Origin of the sequence: Streptomyces sp. Je 1-332, from assembly GCF_040730185.1 — a bacterium.
Taxonomy (GTDB): Bacteria; Actinomycetota; Actinomycetes; order Streptomycetales; family Streptomycetaceae; genus Streptomyces.
In genome coordinates, this window is the sequence record NZ_CP160402.1 from 2,664,551 (window position 1) to 2,688,779 (window position 24,229).

24 protein-coding genes and 2 tRNA genes are annotated in these 24,229 nt (G+C 70.8%); 6 read left to right on the forward strand and 20 right to left on the reverse strand.

Going from position 1 to position 24,229, the window contains the following annotated elements; translation table 11 throughout:
* The first annotated feature begins 3 nt into the window (after positions 1-3).
* A complete protein-coding gene (locus tag ABXJ52_RS12320) occupies positions 4-1,197 on the forward strand; it encodes a hypothetical protein (RefSeq protein ID WP_367041815.1) in 1,194 nt (397 codons plus the stop codon).
* On the forward strand, positions 1,194-2,789 hold the full coding sequence (locus tag ABXJ52_RS12325; protein ID WP_367041816.1) for an NADH-ubiquinone oxidoreductase-F iron-sulfur binding region domain-containing protein: 1,596 nt from the start codon (positions 1,194-1,196) through the stop codon (positions 2,787-2,789). The genes ABXJ52_RS12320 and ABXJ52_RS12325 overlap by 4 nt, the downstream gene beginning before the upstream one ends.
* 90 nt (positions 2,790-2,879) lie before the next feature.
* Here ABXJ52_RS12325 and ABXJ52_RS12330 read toward each other — a convergent pair.
* A tRNA-Ala gene (locus tag ABXJ52_RS12330) sits at positions 2,880-2,952 on the reverse strand.
* A gap of 110 nt (positions 2,953-3,062) precedes the next feature.
* Between ABXJ52_RS12330 and ABXJ52_RS12335 the strand changes: the two genes are divergently transcribed.
* Positions 3,063-4,358 carry a glycosyltransferase 87 family protein gene (locus tag ABXJ52_RS12335; RefSeq protein ID WP_367041818.1) on the forward strand — a complete coding sequence of 432 codons (1,296 nt, stop codon included), beginning with the start codon at positions 3,063-3,065 and terminating at the stop codon, positions 4,356-4,358.
* Here ABXJ52_RS12335 and ABXJ52_RS12340 read toward each other — a convergent pair.
* The 3 genes from ABXJ52_RS12340 to ABXJ52_RS12350 all read right to left on the reverse strand — a co-directional run bounded on the left by ABXJ52_RS12340 (position 4,337) and on the right by ABXJ52_RS12350 (position 6,357).
* Positions 4,337-4,570 (reverse strand): hypothetical protein, encoded by a 234-nt coding sequence (locus ABXJ52_RS12340; protein WP_016643127.1) that lies wholly within the window; start codon positions 4,568-4,570, stop codon positions 4,337-4,339. The two genes, ABXJ52_RS12335 and ABXJ52_RS12340, sit on opposite strands and share 22 nt — an antisense overlap.
* Before the next feature lie 3 nt (positions 4,571-4,573).
* Positions 4,574-4,765, reverse strand: coding sequence for a hypothetical protein (locus tag ABXJ52_RS12345; RefSeq protein ID WP_367041820.1), 192 nt, complete (start codon positions 4,763-4,765; stop codon positions 4,574-4,576).
* Positions 4,766-4,851: 86 nt separating this feature from the next.
* The gene (locus tag ABXJ52_RS12350; RefSeq protein WP_367041821.1) at positions 4,852-6,357 is read right to left on the reverse strand and encodes an MFS transporter; all 1,506 of its coding nucleotides are present in this window, start codon (positions 6,355-6,357) and stop codon (positions 4,852-4,854) included.
* A gap of 94 nt (positions 6,358-6,451) precedes the next feature.
* Here ABXJ52_RS12350 and ABXJ52_RS12355 point away from each other — a divergent pair, with 94 nt between their 5' ends.
* Positions 6,452-7,390, forward strand: a complete 939-nt coding sequence (locus tag ABXJ52_RS12355) for a helix-turn-helix transcriptional regulator (RefSeq protein WP_367041823.1) — start codon at positions 6,452-6,454, stop codon at positions 7,388-7,390.
* Here the strand turns inward: ABXJ52_RS12355 and ABXJ52_RS12360 are convergent.
* From ABXJ52_RS12360 to ABXJ52_RS12390, 7 genes are all read right to left on the reverse strand, one after another.
* Positions 7,382-7,454, reverse strand: a tRNA-Ala gene (locus ABXJ52_RS12360). The genes ABXJ52_RS12355 and ABXJ52_RS12360 overlap by 9 nt on opposite strands.
* Before the next feature lie 141 nt (positions 7,455-7,595).
* Complete coding sequence (locus tag ABXJ52_RS12365) at positions 7,596-8,237, reverse strand: histidine phosphatase family protein (RefSeq protein WP_367041824.1); 642 nt, start codon at positions 8,235-8,237, stop codon at positions 7,596-7,598.
* The gene (rsfS, locus tag ABXJ52_RS12370; RefSeq protein ID WP_190080469.1) at positions 8,234-8,680 is read right to left on the reverse strand and encodes a ribosome silencing factor; all 447 of its coding nucleotides are present in this window, start codon (positions 8,678-8,680) and stop codon (positions 8,234-8,236) included. Before rsfS ends, ABXJ52_RS12365 begins: the two co-directional genes overlap by 4 nt.
* A gap of 135 nt (positions 8,681-8,815) precedes the next feature.
* Positions 8,816-10,522 (reverse strand): LCP family protein, encoded by a 1,707-nt coding sequence (locus ABXJ52_RS12375; protein WP_367041827.1) that lies wholly within the window; start codon positions 10,520-10,522, stop codon positions 8,816-8,818.
* 16 nt (positions 10,523-10,538) lie between these two features.
* On the reverse strand, positions 10,539-11,177 hold the full coding sequence (gene nadD, locus ABXJ52_RS12380) for a nicotinate-nucleotide adenylyltransferase (RefSeq protein WP_367041829.1): 639 nt from the start codon (positions 11,175-11,177) through the stop codon (positions 10,539-10,541).
* Positions 11,178-11,285: 108 nt separating this feature from the next.
* The gene (locus tag ABXJ52_RS12385; RefSeq protein ID WP_367041831.1) at positions 11,286-11,447 is read right to left on the reverse strand and encodes a hypothetical protein; all 162 of its coding nucleotides are present in this window, start codon (positions 11,445-11,447) and stop codon (positions 11,286-11,288) included.
* A gap of 84 nt (positions 11,448-11,531) precedes the next feature.
* A complete protein-coding gene (locus ABXJ52_RS12390; RefSeq protein ID WP_367049491.1) occupies positions 11,532-11,819 on the reverse strand; it encodes a hypothetical protein in 288 nt (95 codons plus the stop codon).
* A 99-nt stretch (positions 11,820-11,918) separates the two neighbouring features.
* Between ABXJ52_RS12390 and ABXJ52_RS12395 the strand changes: the two genes are divergently transcribed.
* Complete coding sequence (locus ABXJ52_RS12395; RefSeq protein WP_367041833.1) at positions 11,919-13,010, forward strand: M48 family metallopeptidase; 1,092 nt, start codon at positions 11,919-11,921, stop codon at positions 13,008-13,010.
* Positions 13,011-13,058: 48 nt separating this feature from the next.
* Here the strand turns inward: ABXJ52_RS12395 and ABXJ52_RS12400 are convergent, their stop codons facing one another.
* The 5 genes from ABXJ52_RS12400 to proB form a co-directional block, all read right to left on the reverse strand.
* Positions 13,059-14,126, reverse strand: coding sequence for a hypothetical protein (locus ABXJ52_RS12400; protein WP_367041838.1), 1,068 nt, complete (start codon positions 14,124-14,126; stop codon positions 13,059-13,061).
* Positions 14,127-14,198: 72 nt separating this feature from the next.
* Positions 14,199-14,771: a hypothetical protein gene (locus tag ABXJ52_RS12405; protein ID WP_367041840.1), complete on the reverse strand. Its 573-nt coding sequence runs from the start codon at positions 14,769-14,771 to the stop codon at positions 14,199-14,201.
* Positions 14,772-14,838: 67 nt separating this feature from the next.
* Positions 14,839-16,140 (reverse strand): glutamate-5-semialdehyde dehydrogenase, encoded by a 1,302-nt coding sequence (locus ABXJ52_RS12410; RefSeq protein ID WP_367041842.1) that lies wholly within the window; start codon positions 16,138-16,140, stop codon positions 14,839-14,841.
* Between the two features lie 91 nt (positions 16,141-16,231).
* Positions 16,232-16,714, reverse strand: a complete 483-nt coding sequence (locus tag ABXJ52_RS12415) for a hypothetical protein (protein WP_367041844.1) — start codon at positions 16,712-16,714, stop codon at positions 16,232-16,234.
* Positions 16,715-16,895: 181 nt separating this feature from the next.
* The gene (gene proB, locus ABXJ52_RS12420) at positions 16,896-18,053 is read right to left on the reverse strand and encodes a glutamate 5-kinase (protein WP_367041846.1); all 1,158 of its coding nucleotides are present in this window, start codon (positions 18,051-18,053) and stop codon (positions 16,896-16,898) included.
* A gap of 253 nt (positions 18,054-18,306) precedes the next feature.
* Between proB and ABXJ52_RS12425 the strand changes: the two genes are divergently transcribed.
* Positions 18,307-20,403 (forward strand): hypothetical protein, encoded by a 2,097-nt coding sequence (locus ABXJ52_RS12425; RefSeq protein WP_367041848.1) that lies wholly within the window; start codon positions 18,307-18,309, stop codon positions 20,401-20,403.
* Between the two features lie 125 nt (positions 20,404-20,528).
* On the opposite strand, the gene obgE is transcribed toward ABXJ52_RS12425, so the two are convergent.
* From obgE to ABXJ52_RS12445, 4 genes are all read right to left on the reverse strand, one after another.
* Positions 20,529-21,968, reverse strand: coding sequence for a GTPase ObgE (gene obgE, locus ABXJ52_RS12430; protein WP_367041849.1), 1,440 nt, complete (start codon positions 21,966-21,968; stop codon positions 20,529-20,531).
* A 134-nt stretch (positions 21,969-22,102) separates the two neighbouring features.
* Positions 22,103-22,357 (reverse strand): 50S ribosomal protein L27, encoded by a 255-nt coding sequence (gene rpmA / locus ABXJ52_RS12435; RefSeq protein ID WP_160505003.1) that lies wholly within the window; start codon positions 22,355-22,357, stop codon positions 22,103-22,105.
* 14 nt (positions 22,358-22,371) lie between these two features.
* Positions 22,372-22,692, reverse strand: a complete 321-nt coding sequence (gene rplU / locus ABXJ52_RS12440; RefSeq protein ID WP_160505004.1) for a 50S ribosomal protein L21 — start codon at positions 22,690-22,692, stop codon at positions 22,372-22,374.
* A gap of 169 nt (positions 22,693-22,861) precedes the next feature.
* Positions 22,862-24,169: a phospholipase D-like domain-containing protein gene (locus ABXJ52_RS12445; protein WP_367041850.1), complete on the reverse strand. Its 1,308-nt coding sequence runs from the start codon at positions 24,167-24,169 to the stop codon at positions 22,862-22,864.
* Between the last annotated feature and the right edge of the window lie 60 nt (positions 24,170-24,229).

Below are 24,229 nucleotides of genomic sequence, written 5' to 3' on the forward strand. Positions count from 1 at the left end.
CCCATGAACCCTCTGAATCCGCATCGCAAAAGCCGCCCGAGCCGCGCAAGCCGCGCGAGCGGCGCGGGCCGCACCAACCGCAGGAACACTTCGTTCGCAGCCTTCCCCGAACCGAGCAGAAGCACGCGCGGAGTACTGACCACCGCCGCACTCCTGCTGATACCCCTGCTCGTGATAGTCGGGAGCGACGCCTTCCGCGCCGCACTCGACTTCACCACCGGCGTGCTGTCCCTGGTCTCCCTGACCGCAGCCGTCGTCTGGGGCCTGGTCGCCACCGACCGGCTCTTCCTGCACTCCCGTCAGCGACTGCTCGCCCAGGCCGTGCACCGGGCCACCGCCGTCGCCTCCATCGGGTTCCTCCTGCTCCACGTCACCGTCAAGCTCACGCTCGACCACGTGTCGCCGGTCGGCGCCCTCATCCCCTTCGGGCTCGGCTTCTCCGGAACCGACGGGCTCATCGGCCTCGGGTCGCTCGCCGGGCTCCTCATGGTCGTCACAGGCGTCACCGGAGCCCTGCGCAGCGCCTTCGCCTCACCGGCCCAGGTGGCGTCCCGCTGGCGCGCGCTGCACATGCTCGCCTACCCGGCCTGGTGTTCGGCGCTGATCCACGGCCTGTACGCGGGACGCCCGCCGAGTCCGTGGGTGACCACCCTGTACTGCCTCTGTCTGGTCGCCGTCGCGGGCGCGGTCGCGCTGCGCGCTTCCCCGCTCCCGCTCAAGCGGAAGGTGGCCGCCCGGATCCTGGCCCTCCTCGAACCCGAGAGCAGGGCCCGCAACAGAGAGCCCGTCCGCAGGGACACCACCGAGTCCCCGCTCCCCGGCACGGCCGCCGCTCCCGGCCGTGCCCCCGAACCCGAGTCCGACCCCACCCCGGTGGTCGGCATCGCGGCGGCCTACCGCGTCCTCGCCTCCACCAACCTGCCCACAGAGGTCGTGTCCAGCACCGATCCCCCGCCGCCCCGCTGGCCGGCGCCCTCCCCGCCGCCCCCGGCCGAGGCGCCCCACATCCCGTACGACACCACCCTGTACGACACCGCGTACGACCCACCGCCCTACGGCGCGGCCCCCGACCCCCCGTACGAGGCCCCGTACCAGGCCCCGTACGACAACGGCCCCGCCACTGAACCGCTGCCCCACACCTTCCAGGCGCCGAGTTCGGGCGAGCCCTGGAACGCCGCCACCGGAGGCCCCAAGTGAACGCGTCGCTGCCCGACGTCCCCGAAGTCCGCGTCGTCGGGCTTCCGCTCCTGACCTCGGGCTTCGATCTGGTCGAGCGCCTCGATCTGGCGATGCACCTGAAGGTGCACGGCCCGCTCGAGCCCATGGCGGGCGAGTCCCTCGCCACCCTCTCCGAGGCCATCTCGCTGCGCGGCAGGGGCGGCGCCGGCTTCCCCTTCGCCCGGAAGCTGCGCTCGGTCGCCGACGCGGCGATACGTCGCGGGGTGCGCCCCGTGGTGGTCATCAACGGCAGCGAGGACGAACCCGCCTGCCGCAAGGACACCGTCCTGATCAACCGCGCCCCGCACCTCATCCTCGACGGCGCTCTCCTTGCCGCCGAGGCCCTCGGAGCGCGCACGCTCATCGTGGGCGTGACCCGGGACTCCACCGAGTCCTCGATGCTCGCGGCGCTCGCCGAGCGCGGCCTGACCAACCGGCGCGGATCGACCATCCGCGCGCGCGTGCAGCGCAATCCGGTGCGCATGGTGACGGGTGAATCCTCCGCCCTGGTGCGTTCCGCGGACGGCGGCCCGCCCATGCCCCCGGGGCGCAAGGTGCGAACCTCCGACTCCGGAGTGGGCGGCGCGCCCACGCTGCTGTCCAACGCGGAGACCTTCGCCCAACTCGCCGTCGCCGCCCGGATCGGCCCCGACCGATACGGCCGCACCGGCCTGCGGGAGGAGCCGGGCACGGTCCTGCTCACCGTCTCCGGAGCCGTCGCGAGGCCCATGGTGGTCGAGGTCCCCACGGGAGTGCCCTTGCGGTACGTCCTGCAGCTGGCCGGCGCCCCGCCGCTCCCCCAGGGCGTCCTGACGGGCGGCTATCACGGCAAGTGGCTCGACGCGGTCACCGCTCATGACGCGGTCGTCTCACGCGCCTCCCTGGAGGCCTGCGGCGGCGCCCTCGGCGCGGGCGCGATCCTGCCGATCGGCGCCGGCACCTGTCCGCTCGGGGAGGCGCTGCTGGTGGCGAACTGGCTGGCGTCCGAGAGCGCGGGTCAGTGCGGCCCCTGCTATCTGGGCCTGCCCGCGGCGGCCCGCGGCCTCGCGGACGTCCTGGACGGCGGCGGTCCCACCGCCCTGGAGGCGCTGCGCGAGGTGACGCGGGCCGTGAAGCGGCGCGGTGCCTGCAAGCACCCCGACGGCACGGCGGCGTTCATCGAGTCCACGATCTCGGCGTTCACCGACGACCTCGCCGCGCACGTCCTGGGCGGCGGCTGCGGCCGCCCCGTGCAGGGCGTCCTGCCCCTCCAGGCGGAAACCCCGCAGGCCGAGGCGCCCAGCGGTCGCAGGCTGGCCGTCGACTGGACGCTCTGCCAGGGCCACGGGCTCTGCGCGGACATCGTCCCCGAGCTGATCCAGCTGGGCCCCGACGGCTTCCCCGGTGTGGCGGAAGCCTCCGTACCGCGGTACTCCGAAGCGCGTGCCGAACGTGCCGTACGCCGCTGCCCGGCGCTCGCCCTGCGCATCGAGGAGGACCCGTCCCTCCCCTCGCCGCGCACGGCTCTGCCGCTCGCCCTGCCGCCGGGCAGAAGCCGTGGCCGCAGGGCGCTCGGCAGCGGACGGCAGTGACCAGCCCGTACGGACGGCAGTGACCAGCCCGTAGAGGCCGGACACACGAAAGCGGGCCACCCGATCCGGGTGGCCCGCTCTCATCTGCTGTGGAGCTAAGGAGAATTGAACTCCTGACCTCCTGCATGCCATGCAGGCGCTCTACCAACTGAGCTATAGCCCCTTGCTTGTCCGCCCGGTTCCCCCGGCGACCTCGTAAACATTAGCGGTCCTCCCCGTGCTCCACCAAATCGTTTCCGGTCTGTACGGATACGGCCGGTACTGTCAGCCTTCGTGACCGTGATCGCGCTTGTCGGCGCCCGCCACCGCGTGCCCCTCGCCGCAGGGGCATGCCTGCTCTCCTTCACGGCCTTCTGGCTCGCGCAGCGCGCCCTGGACGTCTCGATGATCGACTTGATGGTCTACCGCGCCGAGGGCGAGACCGTGCGCGCGGGCGGCGACCTCTACGCGCTGCGCACCACCGAGGCCCATCTGCCCACCACCTACCCGCCGTTCGCCGCCCTGCTGTTCACGCCGCTGACGCTCCTGGACACGGCGGACATGCGGGCGCTGGCGACGCTGGGGAACCTGCTCCTCCTGGTGATCTTCACGTACCTCGCCATCCGTCTCATCGGCCCCCCGCCCAACATCGGGCACGCGCGCGTGGCGGCCGCCCCGCGTCTGGAGACCGCCCTGTGGGTGTCCGCGCTCGCGGTCTGGGCCGAGCCGGTGTGGACGACCCTGCGGTACGGCCAGATCAATCTGCTGCTCGCCGTCCTGGTCCTGTGGGATCTGTCCCGGCACCCCACCCACCGCTGGACGGGCCTCGGCATCGGTATCGCGGCCGCGATCAAGCTCACTCCCGCGCTCTTCGCGGTGTTCCTGCTACTCACCGGCGCCGCGCAGGCCGTGCGGCGCGGGCAGTGGCGCCCGCCCGTCCGCCACGCGTGCGTGGCGGCCGTCTCGTTCACCGGCGCGACACTGCTCGCGGCCGCCCTCCTGCCGTACGACTCCCGGCGCTTCTGGACCCGGATGGTCTTCGAGGCGAGCCGCGTCGGGCTCCCCGAGGACACCGCGAACCAGTCACTGCGCGGGGTCCTCTCGCGCCTCCTGCACACCGAGGAGCCCGGCATCTGGTGGGCGGTGGCCGCGGCGGCGGCAGGCGCGCTCGGGCTCGCGGTCGCGGTGGGCGCTGCGCTGCGCGGGGAGCGCGCCAGGGCGGCGGTCAGCTGCGCGGTGACGGCGCTCCTGGTCAGCCCGGTGTCGTGGTCGCACCACTGGGTGTGGTGCGTGCCGATGGCCTTGCTGGTGTGGACGGAGTCGGTGGGCCGGGGCGGCCGGGCCCGGTGGGCGGCCACCGGAGCGTTGGTCCTCGTCTTCTGTTCGTACGCCCTGTGGTGGGTTCCGCACGGTGTGGGGCGGCTCGAACTAGGCCAGAATTATGGCGAGATGACGTTGTCCGCCCTCTACGTAGGGGCCGCTTTCGCGTTCCTGCTGCAAGGAGTCGGCCGCCGGACCCGCTCGAGGATCAGGCAGGATCAGGCGGGGCCTCGCGTGATCGAGCGGGATCAGGCCGTGGCGAATGAATAGAAGCGCTTGAGCGTGCAGTGTTCGTCGAGCAGCCGGCCGTAGATCGGCTCCCCTTCGAGTTCGCGGTACGTCTCGATGGGGTCGCCCTTTATGATCAGCGCCCGCGCGCACTCCTCGCACCAGTACTGGTAGTCCGGGTTGACGGGTTCCATGTCGCGGACGATCGGCGTACCACTGCCGCACCAGTCGCACTTCCGCCTGTGTGCACCCATCAATCAGCTCCAGCTGTGGCCGCAGGCCGTGCACACGTACGAGACACCGCCGTTGTCACCCAGGACTTGGGCGACGTGGGACGAACCGCAGGACGGACAGATGAGGAGGGCGATCGCCGCGAAGGGAGAGGCAGCGCGTCGCGGCGCGGCCACTGCGACGGGGCGCTCGGCCCCGTCGAGGATGCTCGCAGGCATCGCTCTCCCTCCCGTCGGGTCACATTCGGTGGTCTGGCGCGGTCCCCTTCCGGCTGTCCGATTCTGCCACGGCCCGAGCGGCCCGGTCAGCGACGCAGTCGTACCAGTCCGGACACGGCACCCAGCGCGGCCGCCCCGGCCAGGGCATACGCGCACACCAACAGCGCGTCCGCCGATGAATACGCCCCCGGAACCCCTTGTGACTCAAGCCGGTTGAGGAAAAGTGCGCCGTAACACGCGACGCCGATCAGCTGGCCGAGCTGAGCGACCGTCGAGAGGAGACCACTGGCGTCCGCCGCGTCCTTCGGCCGCACCGTGGAGAGTGCCAGGGTCAGCGTCGGGCTGAACCCCAGGGAGAGACCCGCGCCGATCCCCACGAAGGCCGCATACAGCCACGGTCCGCCCTCCCCGCCGTCCCGCAGCAGCAACCCCATGGCGACCGCAGAGACCGAGGTGAGCGCGAACCCACCCGGGATCAGTGCCCGTTGGAGCGGCGCGGGCCAGTGGCGCCACGTCAGGCCGACCGCCCCGAAGACCACCGCGGTCGGCGCGAACGTCAGACCCGCCCGCAGCGCGCTGTAGCCGAGCCCACCCTGGATGTGCAGGGTGAGCACGAACAGGAAGCCCACGTTGACCCCCATCGCCGCGGCGATCCGGAAGACCGCGAGGCCCATGCCGGGGCTGCGCAGGACCCTCGGCGCGATCAGCGGCGCACCGCCGCCGCGGGCGAGCCGGGCCTCGTACGCGCAGAAGACGGCGAAGATCACCGCGGCCGAGCCCATCGAGAGCCAGGACCACAGCGGCCAGCCCTCCTCCTGGCCGAGCACCAGCGGCACGGTGAACAGCGAGACGGCGGCGCCGAGGAGCACGAGCCCCGGCAGATCGAGCCCACGCGCCCGCGGCGCCTCCCCCTGCTCCCTGACGACGTCACGCGGCAGCACACGCCCCGCCGTGATCAGCAGGACCACGCCGACCGGCACGTTCACCAGGAAGACCGGACGCCATCCCGTGCCGAAGAGGTCGGCGCTGACCAGGACCCCGCCGAGCACCTGCCCCGCGGCGGCCCCGACGGCGAGCACGGCCGAGTACGCCCCGAGCGCCCTCGTCCGCGCCTCGCCGGTGAAGTGGCGCTGGATCAGGCTGAGCACCTGCGGGATGAGCAAGGCGGAGCCCGCGCCCTGCAGCAGCCGGAAGGCGATCAACTCGCCCGTGCCCCTGCTGAGTCCACAGGCCAGCGAGGCGACAGTGAAGACCGCGAGGCCCACGAGGTAGACGCGACGGTGTCCGAGACGGTCACCGAGCCGCGCACCGGTGATCAGGAGCACGGCGTACGTGATGGTGTAGCCGGCGATCACCAGCTGCAACCCGGCGCCCGACGCGCCCAGTTCGGTGCGGATGGTGGGCGCCGCGACATTGACGATGAAGACGTCGAGCAGCGCCATGAACTGCGCGGCGATGACGACGGCGAGCAGCCGCCCGGGGCGATTGTCAGTGCCGGGGGCTTTACTGGATGCAGGGTCCGGATCAGGGGGGTTCGGACCAACGGGATCCGCCGCGCCGGGCGGGGTGGTGGACGGGGTGGTCGTTGTCATGGCACCGAGCGTGGCGGCGAGTTGGTACGGGTAACGAGAGCCCACCGATGCTGGTACTGGCAGCACCTGGCAAGGCCCGTGGCGAGGACGGACGATGGGGGACGTGACGACGATGGGGACCACTCAGCGACGCAGGCCGGAGCTCGCCGCCTTCCTGCGCGGCCGCAGGGCTCGGGTGACACCGGCCGACGTGGGGATGCCGCCGGGCCTGCGCCGCCGCACGCCAGGGCTGCGCCGCGAGGAGGTCGCCCAGCTCTCCGGAGTCGGCGTCACCTGGTACACGTGGCTGGAGCAGGGCCGCCCGATCAACGCTTCGGGGCACGTCCTCGACGCCGTGGCGCGCACGCTCCGGCTCGACAAGGCGGAGCGGGAGCACCTGTACCACCTGGCCGAGGTGCCGTACGAGCCCGACCGCAGGGCCGCGTCCCCCGCGGCCGTCGGTCCGGAGATCCAGGGCATCATCGACGCGCTCGACCCGCACCCGGCGGTGGTCTACAACGAGCGGTACGACATCCTCGCCACCAACCCCGCCTACCGGGACCTGTTCTTCGTCCCGCAGCTGGAGGCCTTCGGGGTGCCGAACGTGCTGTGGACGCTGTTCATCGCGCCCGATCCCGTCTGCCCGCTGGTCTTCCGCGACGAGGAGCTGCCGGTGATGGTGGCGACGCTGCGCAGTTCGTACGGACGGCATGTGGGCGAGCCCGCCTGGGAGGAGTTCATACGCCGCCTGTCGGCCGCGAGCGCGCACTTCGCCGAGCTGTGGGAGAGCGGCGATGTGGCGCCGCCGGGTCCGCGCGTGAAGACGTTCCGGCACGAGGCGGTCGGCGAGCTGCGGATGACGTCGGTCTCGCTGTCCATCAACGGCATGCCGGAGTGCAGGATCGTCGCGTACACCCCGGACGACGAGGAGAGCCGCCGCCGGGCGGCCGAGCTGCGTGCGCTCAGACCGCCGGAAGGGGAAGGAACGGAAGGGCCCCCGGGAACGCAAGGATCCCGCCCTCTGACGAGGACGGGATCCGGATTGTGGAGCTAAGGAGAATTGAACTCCTGACCTCCTGCATGCCATGCAGGCGCTCTACCAACTGAGCTATAGCCCCTTGCGTTCTTCCCGCTCAGCGGGCGAACAAGAAGAACTTTAGCCTGCGACGAGCCGGAATGTGAAATCCGGGTGACGGGCCCTCCCGGGCCCTGTGACCAGCGGCTCTGGCACCCACCCCCGCACCCGCCCCGGCGCAGGGCTAGTCGTCGTCGCCGAGCACCGGCTCCGGCAGCGTGCCGGCGTTGTGCTCGAGCAGGCGCCAGCCCCGCGCGCCCTGGCCGAGCACGGACCAGCAGCAGTTGGAGAGCCCGCCGAGGCCCTCCCAGTGGTGGGACTCCAGGCCGAGGAGGCGGCCGATGGTGGTACGGATCGTGCCGCCGTGGCTGACCACCACGAGCGTGCCGTCCTCCGGCAGCTTCTCGGCATGGCGCAGCACGATCGGCGCGGCACGGTCGGCGACCTCGGTCTCCAGCTCGCCGCCACCGCGGCGCACCGATTCGCCACGCTTCCACGCGGCGTACTGGTCGCCGAAGCGCGCGATGATCTCGTCGTGCGTCAGGCCCTGCCACTCACCGGCGTACGTCTCCTGGAGGCCCTGCTCGTACGTGACGGGAAGGCCGGTGAGGGCCGCGAGCTCGCTCGCCGTGGCGGCCGCCCGATTCAGATCGGACGCCACGATGGCGTCCGGCTTCAGCGAGGCGAGCAGCCGGGCGGCGCGCCTGGCCTGCGAGACTCCGGTGTCGGTCAGCTCGATGTCCGTGGAGCCCTGGAAGCGGCGCTCCAGATTCCAGGCCGTCTGGCCGTGCCGCCACAGGATGATCCGGCAGCCGCGGTTGGTCACCGAAGCTCACCGTCCAGGTCGGCAGCCTCCTCCGCCGCGCGCTGCTCGGCGTGCTCGGCGGCCTTGCCGCGGGTCGCGACGGCGTCCGCGGGGAGCTCGATCTCGGGGCAGTCCTTCCACAGGCGCTCGAGGGCGTAGAAGACACGCTCCTCGCTGTGCTGGACGTGCACCACGATGTCCACGTAGTCCAGGAGGACCCAGCGGGCTTCGCGGTCGCCCTCGCGGCGCACCGGCTTGACGCCGAGGTCCTTGTTGAGCCGCTCCTCGATCTCGTCGACGATCGACTTGACCTGGCGGTCGTTGGGCGCGGAGGCGAGCAGGAACGCGTCCGTGATCGACAGCACGTCGCTGACGTCGTACGCGATGATGTCGTGCGCGAGCTTGTCGGCGGCCGACTGAGCGGCGACCTTGATGAGCTCGATGGAGCGGTCCGTGGCGGTCACAGTGAGCTTTCCTTCAGGTGGTCAAGACACCCCAAGGGTCTCACGGACCGCCGAGAGACCTCCCGCCGATGACGCGACGGCCCTGTCTGCTGCGTCACCCCGGCCGGGCAGAGTGCCCGGCCGGGGCCGCTGCCGTCATCCCGCGTCGTAGTCCCGGCCGAGGACGACCGACACATCCGCGTTCGGCGCGGTCCTGCCCTTGCTGACGGCGCTGTCCGGCAGGCCGAGGGTCTTGGCGACCTCGGTTGCCTGCGTCTTCTTGTCCGCCTCGGCGTACGTGACCTGCGAAGACGCCTGGGCCGTCGAACCCGCGCCGCCGTCCACGAAGGTGTAGCCGCCGTTGACCAGCGAGATCCGCGCTTCCTGGCCCGCGCCCTTGCTGCCGGACGCGTTCTTCACGCCGACCCGTACGGACGCGTCCTTGTCCGGGTTCTTGACCGCGCCGCCCAGGACGTCCTTGACGACGCTCGCGCCGGCCTTCTCCGAGAGCGTCCCGTCCTGCTGCACCGGGAGCAGCCGCGTGGAGTAGTCGCCGCCCTTCGCACGGTCGGCGAGCTTGGCGAGGAAGGCGCCGAGGTCCTTCTCCTCGAGGGACGGGTCCAGGATCTGGGCGAGCGACTGGACGGTGGTCGTCGCGGCCTGCGGGTCGGAGGACAACTTGCGCAGGACGCCCTGCATGACCTGCCCGAACCGGTCCAGCTGCGCGGTCTCGGTCTCGCCGGACGCGCGGTAGGTGGCGTACGCGACGGCCATCGGGCCGCTCAGGGTCTGCTGCTCGCCCTTCTTCACGAGGGGCGCCTGGCCCTTCTTGGCCTTGGGGTCCGGCACGTTCGCGTCCGTGTCGATGTCGATGTTGCCGACCAGTTCGACGAGGTTGTTCAGGTACGGGGTGTCGAGGCGCCAGGTGCCCTCGACCTGGGTGCCGAGGAGGCTGTCGATCGCCTCGCGGGTGCCGGTCGAACCGTCGTCGTCGACCGATTTGCCGAGCGTCGTCCCCGCGCCCTCGTCGTCCGTCACGGAGAGGGAGTTGGGCAGCAGGACGGTGGTGCCGCGCTCGGTGGTGGTGTTGTTCACCAGGAGCGCGGTCGAGGTGCCGCCGCCCTTGGTGTTGTGCAGGTGGACGACGATCACGTCACGGTTCTGCGGGCCTGCCGCCGCGGCGCCGTCACCGGACGCGTCGTCCGAGAGACCGGGCAGCTTGCCCGCGTACCAGAGATAGCCGACACCGCCCGCGATCACGAGCGCGAGCACCACGACGAGGGCGACGACCCGGGACCGCCCGCGCCGCTTGGCCTCCTCGCGCCGCTCGGTGCGGCTCTCGGTGAACTTCAGCCAGTCGATGACGTCTTCGGACTCTTCGTCCGGCTCCTCGATGAAGGAGAACTGCTGGGTCTCGTACGCGGGATCGCGATCCGGCGCACGCCGAGGCTCGGGTTCCGGCATCGGTTGCGGCTCAGGCTCCGGCTGGGGCTCCGCCTGCCGCGACTGCTGCGGGATCCAGCCGGTCTGCGTCTGGTGGACGGCCTGCTGCTGGGTCTGCTGGTACGCCTGCTGCTGGTCGTACGTGCCGTACGAACCGGAGTCGTACGAAGAGTCGTACGAAGGCACGGGAGCCTGCTGCCCTGTCGCGTACGGGTCGTACCCGTAACCCTGGGGCTGTTGCTCTTGCTGCCGTTGTTGCTGCTGCTGCTGCGCAGCGTGAGGCACCTGCTGATACACCGGCTGCCCATACTCGTCGTACCCGACGACCTGGTACTGATCAGCCGCGTACTCGCCCGCGTACGGGTCGCCGCCCGCGTACGGATCGCCGCCCGCGTACGGGTCGTACTGTCGGTCGTTCACCGGTGCCCCTCTCGGCTCAATCGCCGCGGTACAGCTCACGCTTGTCGATATAACGCACCACACCGTCCGGCACCAGATACCAGACGGGGTCACCCTTGGCGACCCGCGCCCGGCAGTCCGTGGACGAGATGGCGAGGGCCGGGACCTCCACGAGGGAGACGCCGCCTTCGGGAAGCCCGGGGTCGGCCAGCGTATGGCCGGGCCGGGTCACCCCGATGAAGTGCGCAAGGGAGAACAGCTCATCGGTGTAGCGCCAGGTGAGGATCTGGCCGAGGGCGTCGGCGCCCGTGATGAAGAAGAGGTCCGTGTCGGGATTGAGCGTGCGCAGATCGCGCAGCGTGTCCGTCGTGTAGGTCGGGCCGCCGCGGTCGATGTCGATGCGGCTCACCGAGAACTGGGGGTTCTCGGCCGTCGCGATGACCGTCATCAGATAACGGTCCTCGGCCGGGGACACCGCCTTGTCGCTCTTCTGCCACGGCTGCCCGGTCGGCACGAACACCACCTCGTCGAGGTGGAACTGCGCGGCGACCTCCTGGGCCGCCACCAGGTGTCCGTGGTGGATCGGGTCGAACGTTCCGCCCATGACGCCCAGGCGGCGTTTGCCCTTGCTGGCCGGGCCGGTACCGGGACCGGTAGGCATGTCCTGCTCTCCCATGCGTGCAGACCCTACCGGCCCGGTCGACGGGCTCCGGCCCAGCCGTCCGTTCCGTGAGACCGCTCAGCGGTCGCGCTCAGCGGTTGGAGCTCAGCCGGCGGTCGGAGCTCAGCGGTCGCGGTTGAAGCGCGTGGTGATCCACAGGAGCAGCATCAGCGCGACGAACGCGCCACCGCCGGTGACGAGAGGGCTGAGGCTTGCGTGCTCGTCGACGTGCTTGCCCTCGGAGGCGAGGGTGACCAGCTGGGAGGCGGTGCTGTGGAGGCTCATCGTCGGCAGGACCTATCCGGAGGTGGGCGGGACAAAGACTTCCGGGCCATCGTATGCGGGGACACCGGCCGAGCTCACGCCGACTCAGCTGTTGCGGTCCGCGCGGTGGTCCGCGCGGTCGCCCTCATCCGCCCCGCCGGGACGGTCCTCGCCCCCGCCCGGACGGTCCTCACCACGCTCGGCGGCCCTTCGCTCGGCGTCGGCCCCCTGGCGGTAGCCCCGCAGCAGGAACCACGCCACGAGCACACAGCCGACGACCATGACGATCAGGACGACGCGCAGCAGATTGCCCGCACCCTGCTCCTTCGCGGCCAGGGCGGCCGCCTCCGTGACCCAGGGGTGGGCTGCGGCGCTGTGCTCCATGACGGCCATGACGGGCGACTCCATTCGCTGTGCTGCCCTGTCACGGTATCTCCGCCTAGGCTGGGACCCACCTCGGGGGCATGACTGGACGAGCATGGGGGATGGGGCATGACCGACGACAACGACCGCGGCCGGCAGGACGGTGGCTACGAGAGCGGTGGCCACGAGCACGTGCCGAGCAGGCAGCGCCGGCGCTTTCCCGGCATCTCGTCACGGGCGTACGAGCACCCGGCGGACCGTTCGGCCCTGGTGGCCCTGCGCAAGCTCACCGGCTTCGACACCGTCTTCAAGGCGCTCAGCGCGCTGCTTCCCGAGCGGAGCCTGCGGCTGCTGTTCCTCTCGGACTCCGTACGGGTCTCCGACGCGCAGTTCGCCCACCTGAACACGATGCTGCGGGACGCCTGTTACATCCTGGACCTGGAGGAGGTCCCGCCGATGTACGTGAACCAGGACCCGAACCCGAACGCGATGTGCATCGGTCTCGACGAGCCGATCATCGTGGTGACCACGGGCCTCGTCGAGCTGCTCGACGAGGAGGAGATGCGGGCGGTCGTCGGTCACGAGGTGGGCCACGCGCTCTCCGGACACTCGGTGTACCGGACGATACTGCTCTTCCTCACCAACCTCGCGCTCAAGGTCGCCTGGATCCCGCTCGGCAACGTGGCGATCATGGCGATCGTGACCGCCCTGCGCGAGTGGTTCCGCAAGTCCGAGCTGTCGGCGGACCGCGCCGGGCTCCTGGTGGGCCAGGATCTCAAGGCGTCGATGCGCGGCCTGATGAAGATCGCGGGCGGCAACCACCTGCACGAGATGAACGTGGACGCGTTCCTGGAGCAGGCGAAGGAGTACGAGGCCGGGGGCGACCTGCGCGACTCGGTCCTGAAGATCCTGAACGTACTGCCGCGCACGCACCCCTTCACCACCGTGCGCGCCGCCGAGCTGAAGAAGTGGGCCGAGTCCCGCGACTACCAGCGGATCATGGACGGCCACTACCCCCGCCGCGACGAGGACAGGGACACCTCGGTGTCGGACTCCTTCCGCCAGTCCGCTTCCAGCTACGCCGACGACGTACGCCACAGCAAGGACCCGCTGATGAAGCTGGTCAACGACATCGCGGGCGGCGCGGGCGACCTGGGCGGCAAGCTGCGCGGGAAGTTCACCGGCGGCCAGGGCCCACAGGGCCCCACCGAGGAGAAGTAGTACTCACAACCCGCGGAACCCTCAGAACCCTCAGAACCCTCAGAACCCTCAGAGCGAAGGCTGGGCGGTGGCCGAGAGCGAGCCGCACAGCGCCGTGGCATCACCCGTGGCGTACGGGTCGGTGCCCGCGGGGCCGCCCGCCTTCGCCTTCTGCCCGGCGAGCAGCGGCCGCAGCTGGTTGGCGGAGTCGGCCGAGCAGGTGAGCGGTCCTGCCTGCGTGTACGACACGAGCAGCTCGGCCTGGCGCATCCGCAGGTCGTCGCGGTCGAAGCGGAACTGCAGCTCACGGCGGACCGTGAACAGCGAGGCCTTGACGTGCTCCCCCTTGCCGGCCGGACGCAGCGCGTAGACGAAGGTGTGGTCCGAGGTCACCTCGAGGGTGTTCTTGTCCGTCTCGGTGGCGTGCAGCGTGCCGTGGACGCGGATGCCGGGCGTCGCGAGGGCCGTCTTCGTCGGGTCGAACCGCACCAGCCAGCCGGTGGGCGCGTGCCGCCCGTCCGCCGCCGGGTGCGCGAAGCTCTTGTCGAACTGGTCTAGCTGCTGGGGGTCGAGGAGGATGCGCGCGGAGCGCACGGCGCCGCCGGTGAGGACGTCCGGGTCGAGCGAGGACTCGACGAGATAGTCCTTGGCGGTGGTCAGCGCGGTCATCACCTGACCGTCCGAGAAGTGTGAAGTGCGCCGCGCCGCAGGGAGGTTGATGCCCGACGCGCCCACCCGGAACTGCGCCGCGGGGCTGTGCTCGTACAGCTCGGCGGGCTTCTCGGCGCCGGGCACCGGTCCCGGCGGGGCGAGCGGGATGACCGTCATCCGCAGCGGCTCGGGGTGCTGGGCGACGGGGTTCTGGTACGGGTGGCGTACGCCCATGTAGATCGCGGTGCCGAAGGCGACGGCGATCAGCAGGACGAGGATCACGGCCTGTTTGGAGAGGTGCCGGTGGCGGCCGGGGAGGCGACGCACCGCATGCGTGTGGTCACTCATGCGCTCCTGCGCGGAGTACTCCTGGAGCCGTGCGGCGCGGACGAACGATTCATCGAAGACGACGGATCGGTACTCGTCATCGCCACCGGCGGGAGCGCCCCCGGGTGTCCCCTGAGGTGGTTCTCCTGGCCCGCCCATACCTTCAGGTTAGGTCTCCGCGCGGTCAGGTAAACGCCCTGCTACACGACAAGTTCCGACAACCGCCGCTCCTCACGGAAGGCGGGGCGACGCCGACACCGGCGGCGGGCCGTACTCCGCGGAGGCGGAGGGCTCCGTGGACACCGGCGGCGGGGCGGGGTCCTGGCGGCCCGTCGAGGCGCCGCGATAGACCGCGGTGAAGGCGAGCGCGACCATGCCGATACCCATCAGGAGGGCGAGCATCCAGGCCACGGGGCGGTGCCAGCGGTTGTGGCCCCCGTAGCCCTGCCGGCCGTACCCGTCCTCGGTGAACTCCCGGTCGTACACGTCGTCGAGGTCCGCGTCGTGGCCGAAGTCGCCGCCGTCCGGGCCGAACTGCTCGTCGTAGAGGTCGTCCTCCGGCGAGTCACGGCCCGAGCCCCGGGTGCGGGCCCGGCGGCTCTCGGCCTCGGAGGCCTCGGCGCGCGCCTGGGCGGCGGCCAACAGCCTTTCCACCGCGGTGGGTTCATGAACCTCGGCAGCCTTGACGAAGGCCTCGTCGAAGACCACGGAGGCGAACTCTTCGTCCGCACCCCCGCGGTCGTGGTCGTCGTCGGGCTCCCAGCCGTCGGGAAACGACGGCGTGCCCCCCACGTCCTCCGGCACCCTTCCAGCGTAGCCCCGGAAGGGGCAATCTGGGCAGACGGTACGGGAATTGGACCCGTGCGGGAATTCAGCGGGTGTGGCCGTCGCCGGTGACGATGTACTTGGTCGAGGTCAGCTCGGGAAGCCCCATCGGGCCGCGGGCGTGCAGCTTCTGCGTGGAGATGCCGATCTCGGCGCCGAAGCCGAACTGGCCGCCGTCCGTGAAGCGCGTGGAGGCGTTCACGGCGACCGTCGTGGAGTCCACGAGCTGGGTGAAGCGGCGCGCGGCCTGCTGCGAGGTGGTGACGATCGCCTCGGTGTGCCCGGAGGTCCACAGGCGGATGTGCTCGACGGCCTGCTCCAGGGAGTCGACGATGCCCGCCGCGATGTCGTACGAGAGGTACTCGGTCTCCCAGTCCTCCGTGGTCGCGGGCACGACGGTGGCCTTCGACCCATCGGCGTACGGGACGACCCGCTCGTCGGCGTGCACGGTGACCCCGGCCTCGGCCAGGGCGTCCAGGGCGCGCGGCAGGAAGGCGTCGGCGATGTCGGCGTGCACCAGGAGCGTCTCGGCGGCGTTGCAGACGCTGGGGCGCTGGGCCTTGGAGTTGATGAGGATGTCGACGGCCATGTCCAGGTCGGCGTCGGCGTCCACGTACACGTGGCAGTTCCCGGTGCCGGTCTCGATGACCGGGACGGTGGACTCCTCGACGACGGTCTTGATCAGCGAGGCGCCGCCGCGCGGGATGAGGACGTCGACGAGGCCGCGGGCGCGCATCAGCTCGCGTACGGAGTCGCGGTTCTCGCCCGGCACGAGCTGGACGGCGTCGGCGGGCAGGCCCGCTCCGTGGACGGCGTCGCGAAGGACGCGGACGAGCGCGGTGTTGGACTCGTACGCCGACGACGAGCCCCGCAGGAGCACGGCGTTGCCGGACTTCAGGCAGAGGGCGGCGGCGTCCACGGTGACGTTCGGGCGGGCCTCGTAGATGATGCCGACGACGCCGAGCGGGACGCGGACCTGGCGCAGGTCGATGCCGTTCGGCAGGGTCGAGCCGCGGACGACCTCGCCGACGGGGTCGGGCAGGGCGGCCACGTCACGCACGTCGGCGGCGATGGCGCGGACCCGCTCCGGGGTGAGGGTCAGCCGGTCCACGACGGACTCGCTGGTCCCGGCCTCGCGGGCGCGGGCGGTGTCCTTGCCGTTGGCCTCGATGATCTCGGCCGTACGCACCTCGAGGGCGTCGGCGATCGCCAGGAGCGCGTCGTCCTTGGCGGCGCGCGGCAGCGGCGCGAGCGTCGCGGCGGCGCCACGGGCGCGGTAGGCGGCCTGGGCGACGGGCGAGAGGTTGTCGTACGGCAAGCCCGAGAACGGAGGCGTGAGGGACGTCATGCCCGCAGCGTAATGGGGACCGGCCGGAGTCCACCCGCTGTTTCAGCAGCCGAGACCACGGTGCTCACGACGGGTCGGAAGGCAAGACGGCTCAAAAAGGGTGCACGCCCACCGGGGTCGCGGGCAGCGGGCCGTACCCCTCCGCGATGCGCTGGTGGTACGTGTCGCGGTCGATGACCTCAAGACCGACGATCTCCCAGGGCGGGAGCTGCGCGCTCTGCCGGTGCTCGCCCCAGAGGCGGAGCGCGACCGCGGCGGCGTCGTGCAGGTCGCGGGCCTCTTCCCAGTAGCGGATCTCCGCGTGGTCGGGCGCATACCTGCTGGTCAGCAGGAAGGGGTGGTCGTGGGCGAGCTGTTCGAGGCCCCGCCTGACCTCCTTGAGCGGGGCTTCGCCCCCCGAGACGCTCAGGGTGACGTGCCACAGACGGGGCGCGTCCACCGTCTCGCCCTCCTGCCTCTCGTCCTTCTCCCCCGCCGCTCGCGTGTCACCGGTATACGTCGCCCCCGCTGCGACGCTGGTCAGGGACCGCTCAGCCGGCGCGCGGGACGACGCTCCCGGGCGCACTCGTCTCACGACGGCCTCCTCTACGCAATGGTGGTGCGGATACGCAATGGTCGTGCGGAAGTGTCTGGAACAAAGTTGAGCAGGCCAAGCGCCCCCGCGGGGCGGTTTTGGGGAGTTTCACCTCGCGGTGGCCAGTCGTCGCACGGCGTTCGCGCCTGTTTTCGGCCGAGGGCCCGAGCCCGCCAAGAGCTCAGTCGTGCAGCAGGACCAGGTCGTCGCGGTGCACGACTTCCCGCTCGTACGCCGGTCCGAGCTCCCGCGCGAGATCCCGCGTGGAGCGGCCGAGGAGCTGGGGCAGCTCCTTGGCGTCGAAGTTCACCAGGCCGCGCGCCACGGCCCGCCCCGCGGCGTCCCGCAGCTCGACCGGGTCGCCCGCGGCGAAGTCTCCCTCGACCGCCGCGATCCCGGCGGGCAGCAGCGATTTGCGCCCCTCGACGACCGCGCGCACGGCCCCGTCGTCGAGCGTCAGCGCGCCCCGCGGCTCGGAGGCGTGCTGGAGCCACAGGAGCCGGTCCCCGGAGCGGCGGCCCGTGCGGTGGAAGTACGTGCCGGTGTCGCGGCCCGCGAGGGCGTCGGCGGCCTGGCTCGCGGAGGTCAGGACCACCGGGATACCGGCCGCCGCGGCGATCCGCGCGGCCTCGACCTTGGTGACCATGCCGCCGGTGCCGACGCCCGCCTTGCCCGCGCTGCCGATCTGGACGTGCGCTATGTCGGCGGGGCCGGTGACCTCGGAGATCCGGGAGGTGCCCGGCCTGGCGGGGTCGCCGTCGTAGAGGCCGTCCACGTCGGAGAGCAGGACGAGGAGGTCGGCGTGGACGAGGTGGGCGACGAGGGCGGCGAGCCGGTCGTTGTCGCCGAAGCGGATCTCGTCCGTCGCCACGGTGTCGTTCTCGTTCACGACCGGCAGCGCGCCCATCGCCAGGAGCTGGTCGAAGGTGCGCGAGGCGTTGCGGTGGTGGGCGCGCCGCGCCATGTCGTCGGAGGTGAGGAGCACCTGCCCGACGCGTACGCCGTACCGGGCGAAGGAAGCGGTGTAGCGGGCCATGAGAAGGCCTTGGCCAACGCTGGCGGCCGCCTGCTGCCTCGCCAGGTCCTTGGGCCGCCTACGCAGCCCCAACGGCGAGAGCCCGGCGGCGATGGAGCCGGACGACACGAGCACGATCTCGCGCTCGCCGCCGCTGCGGCTCTTGGCGAGCACGTCAACGAGGGCGTCAACGCGATCGGCGTCCAGGCCCCCCGACGCGGTGGTCAGGGACGAGGACCCGACCTTGACGACAACCCTGTGGGCCTCTGCGACGCCCTGCCTTGCCCCAGCCACGACTTCCCCAATTGATCCCGAAGATCCCATTCCCTGCCGGACCAGCAATCTACGCGAGGTGGCGCGTGGGACGCCCATCCATTTCGCGGAGCGGACCGGCCAGGGGCCGAAGGCTCGTCCGAGGCGAATCCCGGCCCCGGGGCTCAGTACCTTTGCCCCTTTATCCGGTGATTGTCGTCACGGAAGATTGCTACAGAGCCACGGCACGTCATACGGTCAGTGGTCGTCTTCCCTGACTTCCCCCCATCCGATCCCCCCGATCCCCCGCCAGGAGCCCAAGCCCGTGCCCTCTGCCGGACTCGCACCCCGCCGCATCGTGCAGCTCTCCGCGCTGTTCGCGATGTTCGCGCTCTTCACGGCCCAGCTCGTCAGCGCGCTGGTCCCGTATGTACCGGTGTTCATCGCCGCGTCGGCGGCGAACCTCGCGCTCGATGTCTACCTGCAGTACAAACAGCCGGGCCTCCTCTCCCTCCTGGGCAAGATCCGCTTCGATGTCACGGTCAGGCAGCTCCTGCGCGACATGCTGATCCTGGTCGGCCTGCTGCGCATCGACGGCATCGAGCCGCTCTCCGAGCAGTCGCCGCTGACGATCTCGCTGCTCGCGTTCTACTTCCTGCACTTCGGCTGCCAGGCCACCGCCATACTGGTGCGCCGCGCCCGCCAGCTGCCGATCGTCACCCGCAACATCGACGCGTCCGCGCTGCACCTGACCGCGGCCCCGCCGCGGATCCTCGCGCGCCGCCAGGCCCACCGCCTGCTGACGTTCTCGGTCCCCGCCACGGCAGGTCTGATGGTCACCGCGGCCACCACCGAGGCGTATTGGGGCGGCATCGGCCTCGGGATCTCCATCGCCCTGATGGGCATCGGCGCGATCTACCTCGCCACGTGGCTGCTCCCCAAGAAGCGCGCGAAGAACGACGAGAAGGTCATGGAGTGGCTGGACAACTGGCTGGCCGACTACCAGCCGTCCGTCGCGATGTACTTCTCGGGCGGCTCCACGTCCGCGTACCAGGCGAACATGTGGCTCTCCACGCTCTCCGAGCTCGACGGCAAGCCGCTGATCGTGCTGCGTGAGCGGTTCATGGTGCAGAAGATCGACGCGACCGACGTCCCGATCATCTGCTTCCCGAAGGTCGCGACGATGTTCTCCCTGGAGACGTCGACGCTGAAGATGATGCTGCACCCGGCGAACGCCGCGAAGACCTCGCAGGTGCTGCGCATCCCCACGATCAAGCACGCCTTCATCAACCACGGCGAGAGCGACAAGCTGTCCTCCTGCAACCCGTACGCGAAGGCGTACGACGAGGTGTGGGTGGCGGGCCCCGCCGCGCGCGACCGCTACCAGGCCGCGGACGTCGGCGTCGAGGACAAGGACGTGGTCGAGGTCGGCCGCCCCCAGCTGTCCCCGATCCTGCGGTCGACGGGCGCCCCCACGGGCCCCTTCACGACCGTGCTGTACGCCCCCACCTGGGAGGGCTGGGACGGCAACCCCGGCAACACGTCGGTGACCCTCGCGGGCGAGAACATCGTCCGGCAGCTGCTCGCCGACCCCGGCGTCCGGCTCATCTACAAGCCGCACCCGATGACCGGCTCGCAGGACCCGCGCGCCGGCGCCGCCGACGAGCGCATCAAGACGATGATCCGCGAGGCCGCCGCCAAGCGTTCCGGCGAGCGTCCCGGCCAGGACTCCCTGGCCGAACTGGCACGCCGCACCGGCGAGTTGGACCGGCTGACCTCGACCGCGTTCCGCAAGAGCGTGGACGAGATGGAGCGGATGATGCTCCAGGGCACGCCCGACGGCGACCAGCAGGCCGCGGTCGCCGAGGCGACGGCGGCGTGGGAGGCGGCGTACTGGGCGTCGTTCCCCGAGTGGGAGCACCAGATCATCACCACCGCGCGCCCCGCGATCTTCTCCTGCTTCAACCAGGCGGACCTGCTGATCAGCGACGTCTCCTCGGTCGTCTCCGACTGGCTGACGAGCGAGAAGCCGTACGCGGTCGCCAACACCTCCGGCATGTCCGAGGCGGACTTCCGCTCGGGCTTCCCGACGGTGAGCGCCGCGGCGATCCTCTCCCCGACCGCCGAGGGTGTCCCCGACCTCCTTGAGGCCGTCCGCTCCCCGGAGAAGGACACGCACGCCGAGGCCCGCGCGGCGCTCAAGGAGCACCTCCTCGGCCCCTCGGACCCGCCCTCGCTGGCCCGCTTCAACGACGCGGCCCTCGCGCTCGCGGCCAGGGCCGACGAGCGCCGTCTTCGCATGGCCACCCGCATCGACGCGGAGATCCCCGGCCAGCGTGCGGCGCAGGACGCGGCGGAGGAGATGGAATCCGACCCGACGGAACCGAACCCGAACGGCGCGGAAGACTCCGTCACGGCGTAGTAGGGCGCCCCCAGGCGCGGAGAAGGGCCCCGGAGCTTCGGCTCCGGGGCCCTTCTCTTCATGCGTCACTGCGGGCGCTTCGTGGCTGGTCGCGCAGTTCCCCGCGCCCCTTACGGGGCCAGGGACTAGAACGGATCGAAGTCGTCGTACGCCTTCTCCGCCTCGTCCCGCTCCGCGTCCCGGTCCCTGCGGCGCTGAGCAGCGGGACGGGGCGCCTCCAGGCGGTGGTCCTCGCCGCGGCGGCCGAGCATCTCCGCGCCGGCCATCACCGTGGGCTCCCAGTCGAAGACGACCGCGTTGTCCTCGGGGCCGATGGCGACGCCGTCACCCGTGCGGGCGCCCGCCTTCATCAGCTCTTCCTCGACGCCGAGGCGGTTGAGCCGGTCCGCGAGGTAGCCGACGGCCTCGTCGTTGTTGAAGTCGGTCTGGCGCACCCAGCGCTCCGGCTTCTCGCCGCGCACGCGGTAGATGCCGTCGTCGCCGAGCTTGACGGTGAAGCCCGCGTCGTCCACGGCCTTGGGGCGGATGACGATACGGGTCGCCTCCTCCTTCGGCTTCGCGGCACGCCCCGCGGCCACGATCTCGGCGAGCGCGAAGGAGAGCTCCTTGAGCCCCTTGTGCGCCACGGCCGACACCTCGAAGACGCGGTAGCCGCGGGCCTCCAGGTCGGGGCGGACCAGGTCGGCGAGGTCCTGGCCGTCCGGTACGTCGATCTTGTTGAGGACGACGACACGCGGGCGGTTCTCCAGGCCCGCGCCGTACTCACGCAGCTCGGCCTCGATGATGTCGAGGTCGGAGACGGGGTCACGGTCGGACTCGAGGGTCGCCGTGTCCAGGACGTGCACCAGGACGCTGCACCGCTCGACGTGCCGCAGGAACTCCAGGCCAAGGCCCTTGCCCTGGCTCGCGCCCGGGATCAGGCCCGGTACGTCGGCGATGGTGTAGACGGTCGAACCGGCCGTCACCACACCGAGGTTGGGGACCAGCGTCGTGAACGGGTAGTCCGCGATCTTCGGCTTGGCCGCGCTCAGGACCGAGATCAGCGAGGACTTGCCCGCGCTCGGGTAACCCACGAGCGCGACGTCCGCGACGGTCTTGAGCTCCAGGACGACGTCGCCCTCGTCGCCCGGCTCGCCGAGCAGCGCGAAGCCGGGCGCCTTGCGGCGGGCCGAGGCGAGCGCGGCGTTGCCGAGGCCGCCGCGACCGCCCTGCGACGCGACGTACGTGGTGCCCTGGCCGACCAGGTCGGCGAGGACGTTGCCCTGCTTGTCGAGGATGACGGTGCCGTCCGGCACGGGCAGGACCAGGTCCTGGCCGTCCTTGCCGGAGCGGTTGTCACCGGCGCCGGGGGCGCCGTTGGTGGCCTTGCGGTGCGGGGAGTGGTGGTAGTCGAGCAGCGTCGTGACCGACTGGTCGACGACCAGGATCACGTCACCGCCACGGCCGCCGTTACCGCCGTCGGGACCGCCGAGCGGCTTGAACTTCTCACGGTGGACGGAGGCACAGCCGTGGCCCCCGCTACCCGCGGCGACATGCAGCTCGACGCGGTCCACGAAGGTGGTCATGGGATGTGCCTCCAGAAACTTACGGAATGTCAGGGGCGAAATGCACCTAGGTGTAACACGCGAAGGGCGGACCCGCTTCCCGAAAGGGAAGTGAGGTCCGCCCTCGCAAAGAACCCGTTCTACAGAAGCCTGGTTCAGGCGACCGGAACGATGTTCACGACCTTGCGGCCACGGTGGGTGCCGAACTCGACCGCACCGGCGGCCAGCGCGAACAGCGTGTCGTCCTTGCCACGGCCGACGCTCGAGCCGGGGTGGAAGTGGGTGCCACGCTGGCGGACCAGGATCTCACCGGCGTTGACGGTCTGACCGCCGAAGCGCTTCACGCCGAGCCGCTGAGCATTGGAATCGCGCCCGTTCCGAGTGGACGATGCGCCCTTCTTGTGTGCCATGTGTTCTCAGTCCCTTACTTCGCAGCCGTGGGGATACCGGTGACCTTGATCGCCGTGTACTGCTGGCGGTGACCCTGGCGACGGCGGTAGCCGGTCTTGTTCTTGTAGCGAAGGATGTCGATCTTCGCGCCCTTGTGGTGGTCCACGACCTCGGCCGTGACCTTGATACCGGCAAGCACCCACGGGTCACTCGTCACGGCGTCGCCGTCGACAACGAGCAGCGTAGAGAGCTCTACGGTGTCGCCAACCTTGGCGGTGGGAAGCTTGTCAACCTCAACGATGTCGTCGACAGCAACCTTGTGCTGGCGACCACCGCTGCGCACGATGGCGTACACGGATCTCTCTCTCGCTCGGAACGGGACCCCCGCAGTCCAGCCGCCCGTCCAGATGCACGGTCGGCCTCTCCCGAGCGCCGGGGGCGCCGGAAGGGAAATCAGGTTTACAGGGGTAGGACGTGCCTAGTAACACGCCGACGGTCAAGATTACGGGGCTGGGCCGGACGGGTCAAACCGGCTTCTCACCGTCCGGCGGCAGCGGCTTGACACCCTTGCACAGGTCGGTGCTGTCGGCCTTGCCCGGCCAGGCGACGGCCCCTACCCGGTCGAAGTGGCCGCGGTACGCGTCGTGCACGGAATCGTCGTCGACCTTCACGATCGCCTCGTCGTTCTCACGCAGCGCCGGAGCCGTGTAGTTCTGCGAGCCGGTGAAGGAGAGCTTGTTCCGCTTGCCGTCGTACATGCCGTCGATGAGCAGGTACTTCGAGTGGATGATGTAGGGCGTTGTCAGCTTGGTGCCGGGGTGCAGCGGGTCCCGGTCGTCGTTGAAGCAGCGCACGGTCGGCCCGCCGGCCTTGTGCAGGGCCTCCCAGGTGCCAGGGGTGCCGCCCTGGCTCTTGGCGCTGTCGGTCTCGGCGTAGACGATGCTGACCGTGCAGCCCGCCTTCTTGAGCGAGACGAGCTTGTCGGCGATCTGCTTGCGGGTGATCTTGAAGATCGAGGCACGGATGTTGGTGTGCCTGGCCACCCCGGCCGCGTCCTTGTAGTTGCACTGCACGTTGTTCAGGACCGAGTACATGGTGTCGGTCTCGTTGACCGTGCCGGAGCGCGGGAAGAAGTACGCCTTGTAGAGGCCGTCGCTCACCGTGCGGTAGTCCCAGTTCCGCCAGTCCTTGCGGATCATCTCGGCGAAGTAGTCGGCGTAGGCCTCGTACATCGTCGGGTTGTTCGGGAGCTGCAGCGCGTCGTTGTAGAACTTCGTGTGCGCGGAGGGCGTCGAGTTCGACGTGGTCTGTACGACGACGTCCCTGGCGCCCTCGACCTGCGAGAACAGCCAGAACTTGTTGTGCATGATCGACTTGCCGTACTTGGGGTCACCCAGGCAGGACTTGTCGGCCGGGCAGAGCGTCACGAAGGACGGCTTGTCGCGGTCGGTGCCGAGCTCCGTCGCCAGCCTGGCGTACGAGGTGTTCGTGGGGCGGTCGCTCCTGCTGGTCTCGTCGAGCACCATCTGCACGTTCACGCCCCGGTGCTTGGCCGCCACGAGCGCGTCGACGACCGAGGCCTCCCACACGTGGTAGACCGCGACCTTGATGGTCGAGCCGGGCACCGCGGCGTTCGTCAGGTCGATCAGCCTGGTCCGGATCGCGTGCTGCTGCTCCGGTGTGCCCTTCGGGTCGTTGAAGAGCGGTGCCTCCACCAGCGGCGGCTCCCCGTCGGCCGCCGCCGTCCCCACGGCGCTGACGGACTGGATCCCCGCCGCCGACAGGACGGTGGCCAGCGCGACCGCCTGGCGTCCGCCCTTGATCTGTTTCACGGCACGGTGACGTCCCGTGCCTTTCAGGCGACCCTGCGCCATCGTGCGTCCCCTCCCTGA

Excerpts from the sequence above, each read along its gene's own strand:
- ABXJ52_RS12320 (WP_367041815.1), top strand. The coding sequence starts at position 4 with ATGAACCCTCTGAATCCGCATCGCAAAAGCCGCCCGAGCCGCGCAAGC.
- ABXJ52_RS12390 (WP_367049491.1), bottom strand. The coding sequence starts at position 11,819 with ATGGCCGTCATGGAGCACAGCGCCGCAGCCCACCCCTGGGTCACGGAG.
- ABXJ52_RS12355 (WP_367041823.1), top strand. The coding sequence starts at position 6,452 with ATGGGGGACGTGACGACGATGGGGACCACTCAGCGACGCAGGCCGGAG.
- rpmA (WP_160505003.1), bottom strand. The coding sequence starts at position 22,357 with ATGGCACACAAGAAGGGCGCATCGTCCACTCGGAACGGGCGCGATTCC.
- ABXJ52_RS12340 (WP_016643127.1), bottom strand. The coding sequence starts at position 4,570 with ATGGGTGCACACAGGCGGAAGTGCGACTGGTGCGGCAGTGGTACGCCG.
- nadD (WP_367041829.1), bottom strand. The coding sequence starts at position 11,177 with ATGGGAGAGCAGGACATGCCTACCGGTCCCGGTACCGGCCCGGCCAGC.
- proB (WP_367041846.1), bottom strand. The coding sequence starts at position 18,053 with ATGGGATCTTCGGGATCAATTGGGGAAGTCGTGGCTGGGGCAAGGCAG.
- obgE (WP_367041849.1), bottom strand. The coding sequence starts at position 21,968 with ATGACCACCTTCGTGGACCGCGTCGAGCTGCATGTCGCCGCGGGTAGC.
- ABXJ52_RS12400 (WP_367041838.1), bottom strand. The coding sequence starts at position 14,126 with ATGGGCGGGCCAGGAGAACCACCTCAGGGGACACCCGGGGGCGCTCCC.
- ABXJ52_RS12385 (WP_367041831.1), bottom strand. The coding sequence starts at position 11,447 with ATGAGCCTCCACAGCACCGCCTCCCAGCTGGTCACCCTCGCCTCCGAG.
- ABXJ52_RS12345 (WP_367041820.1), bottom strand. The coding sequence starts at position 4,765 with ATGCCTGCGAGCATCCTCGACGGGGCCGAGCGCCCCGTCGCAGTGGCC.
- ABXJ52_RS12395 (WP_367041833.1), top strand. The coding sequence starts at position 11,919 with ATGACCGACGACAACGACCGCGGCCGGCAGGACGGTGGCTACGAGAGC.
- ABXJ52_RS12350 (WP_367041821.1), bottom strand. The coding sequence starts at position 6,357 with ATGACAACGACCACCCCGTCCACCACCCCGCCCGGCGCGGCGGATCCC.
- ABXJ52_RS12410 (WP_367041842.1), bottom strand. The coding sequence starts at position 16,140 with ATGACGTCCCTCACGCCTCCGTTCTCGGGCTTGCCGTACGACAACCTC.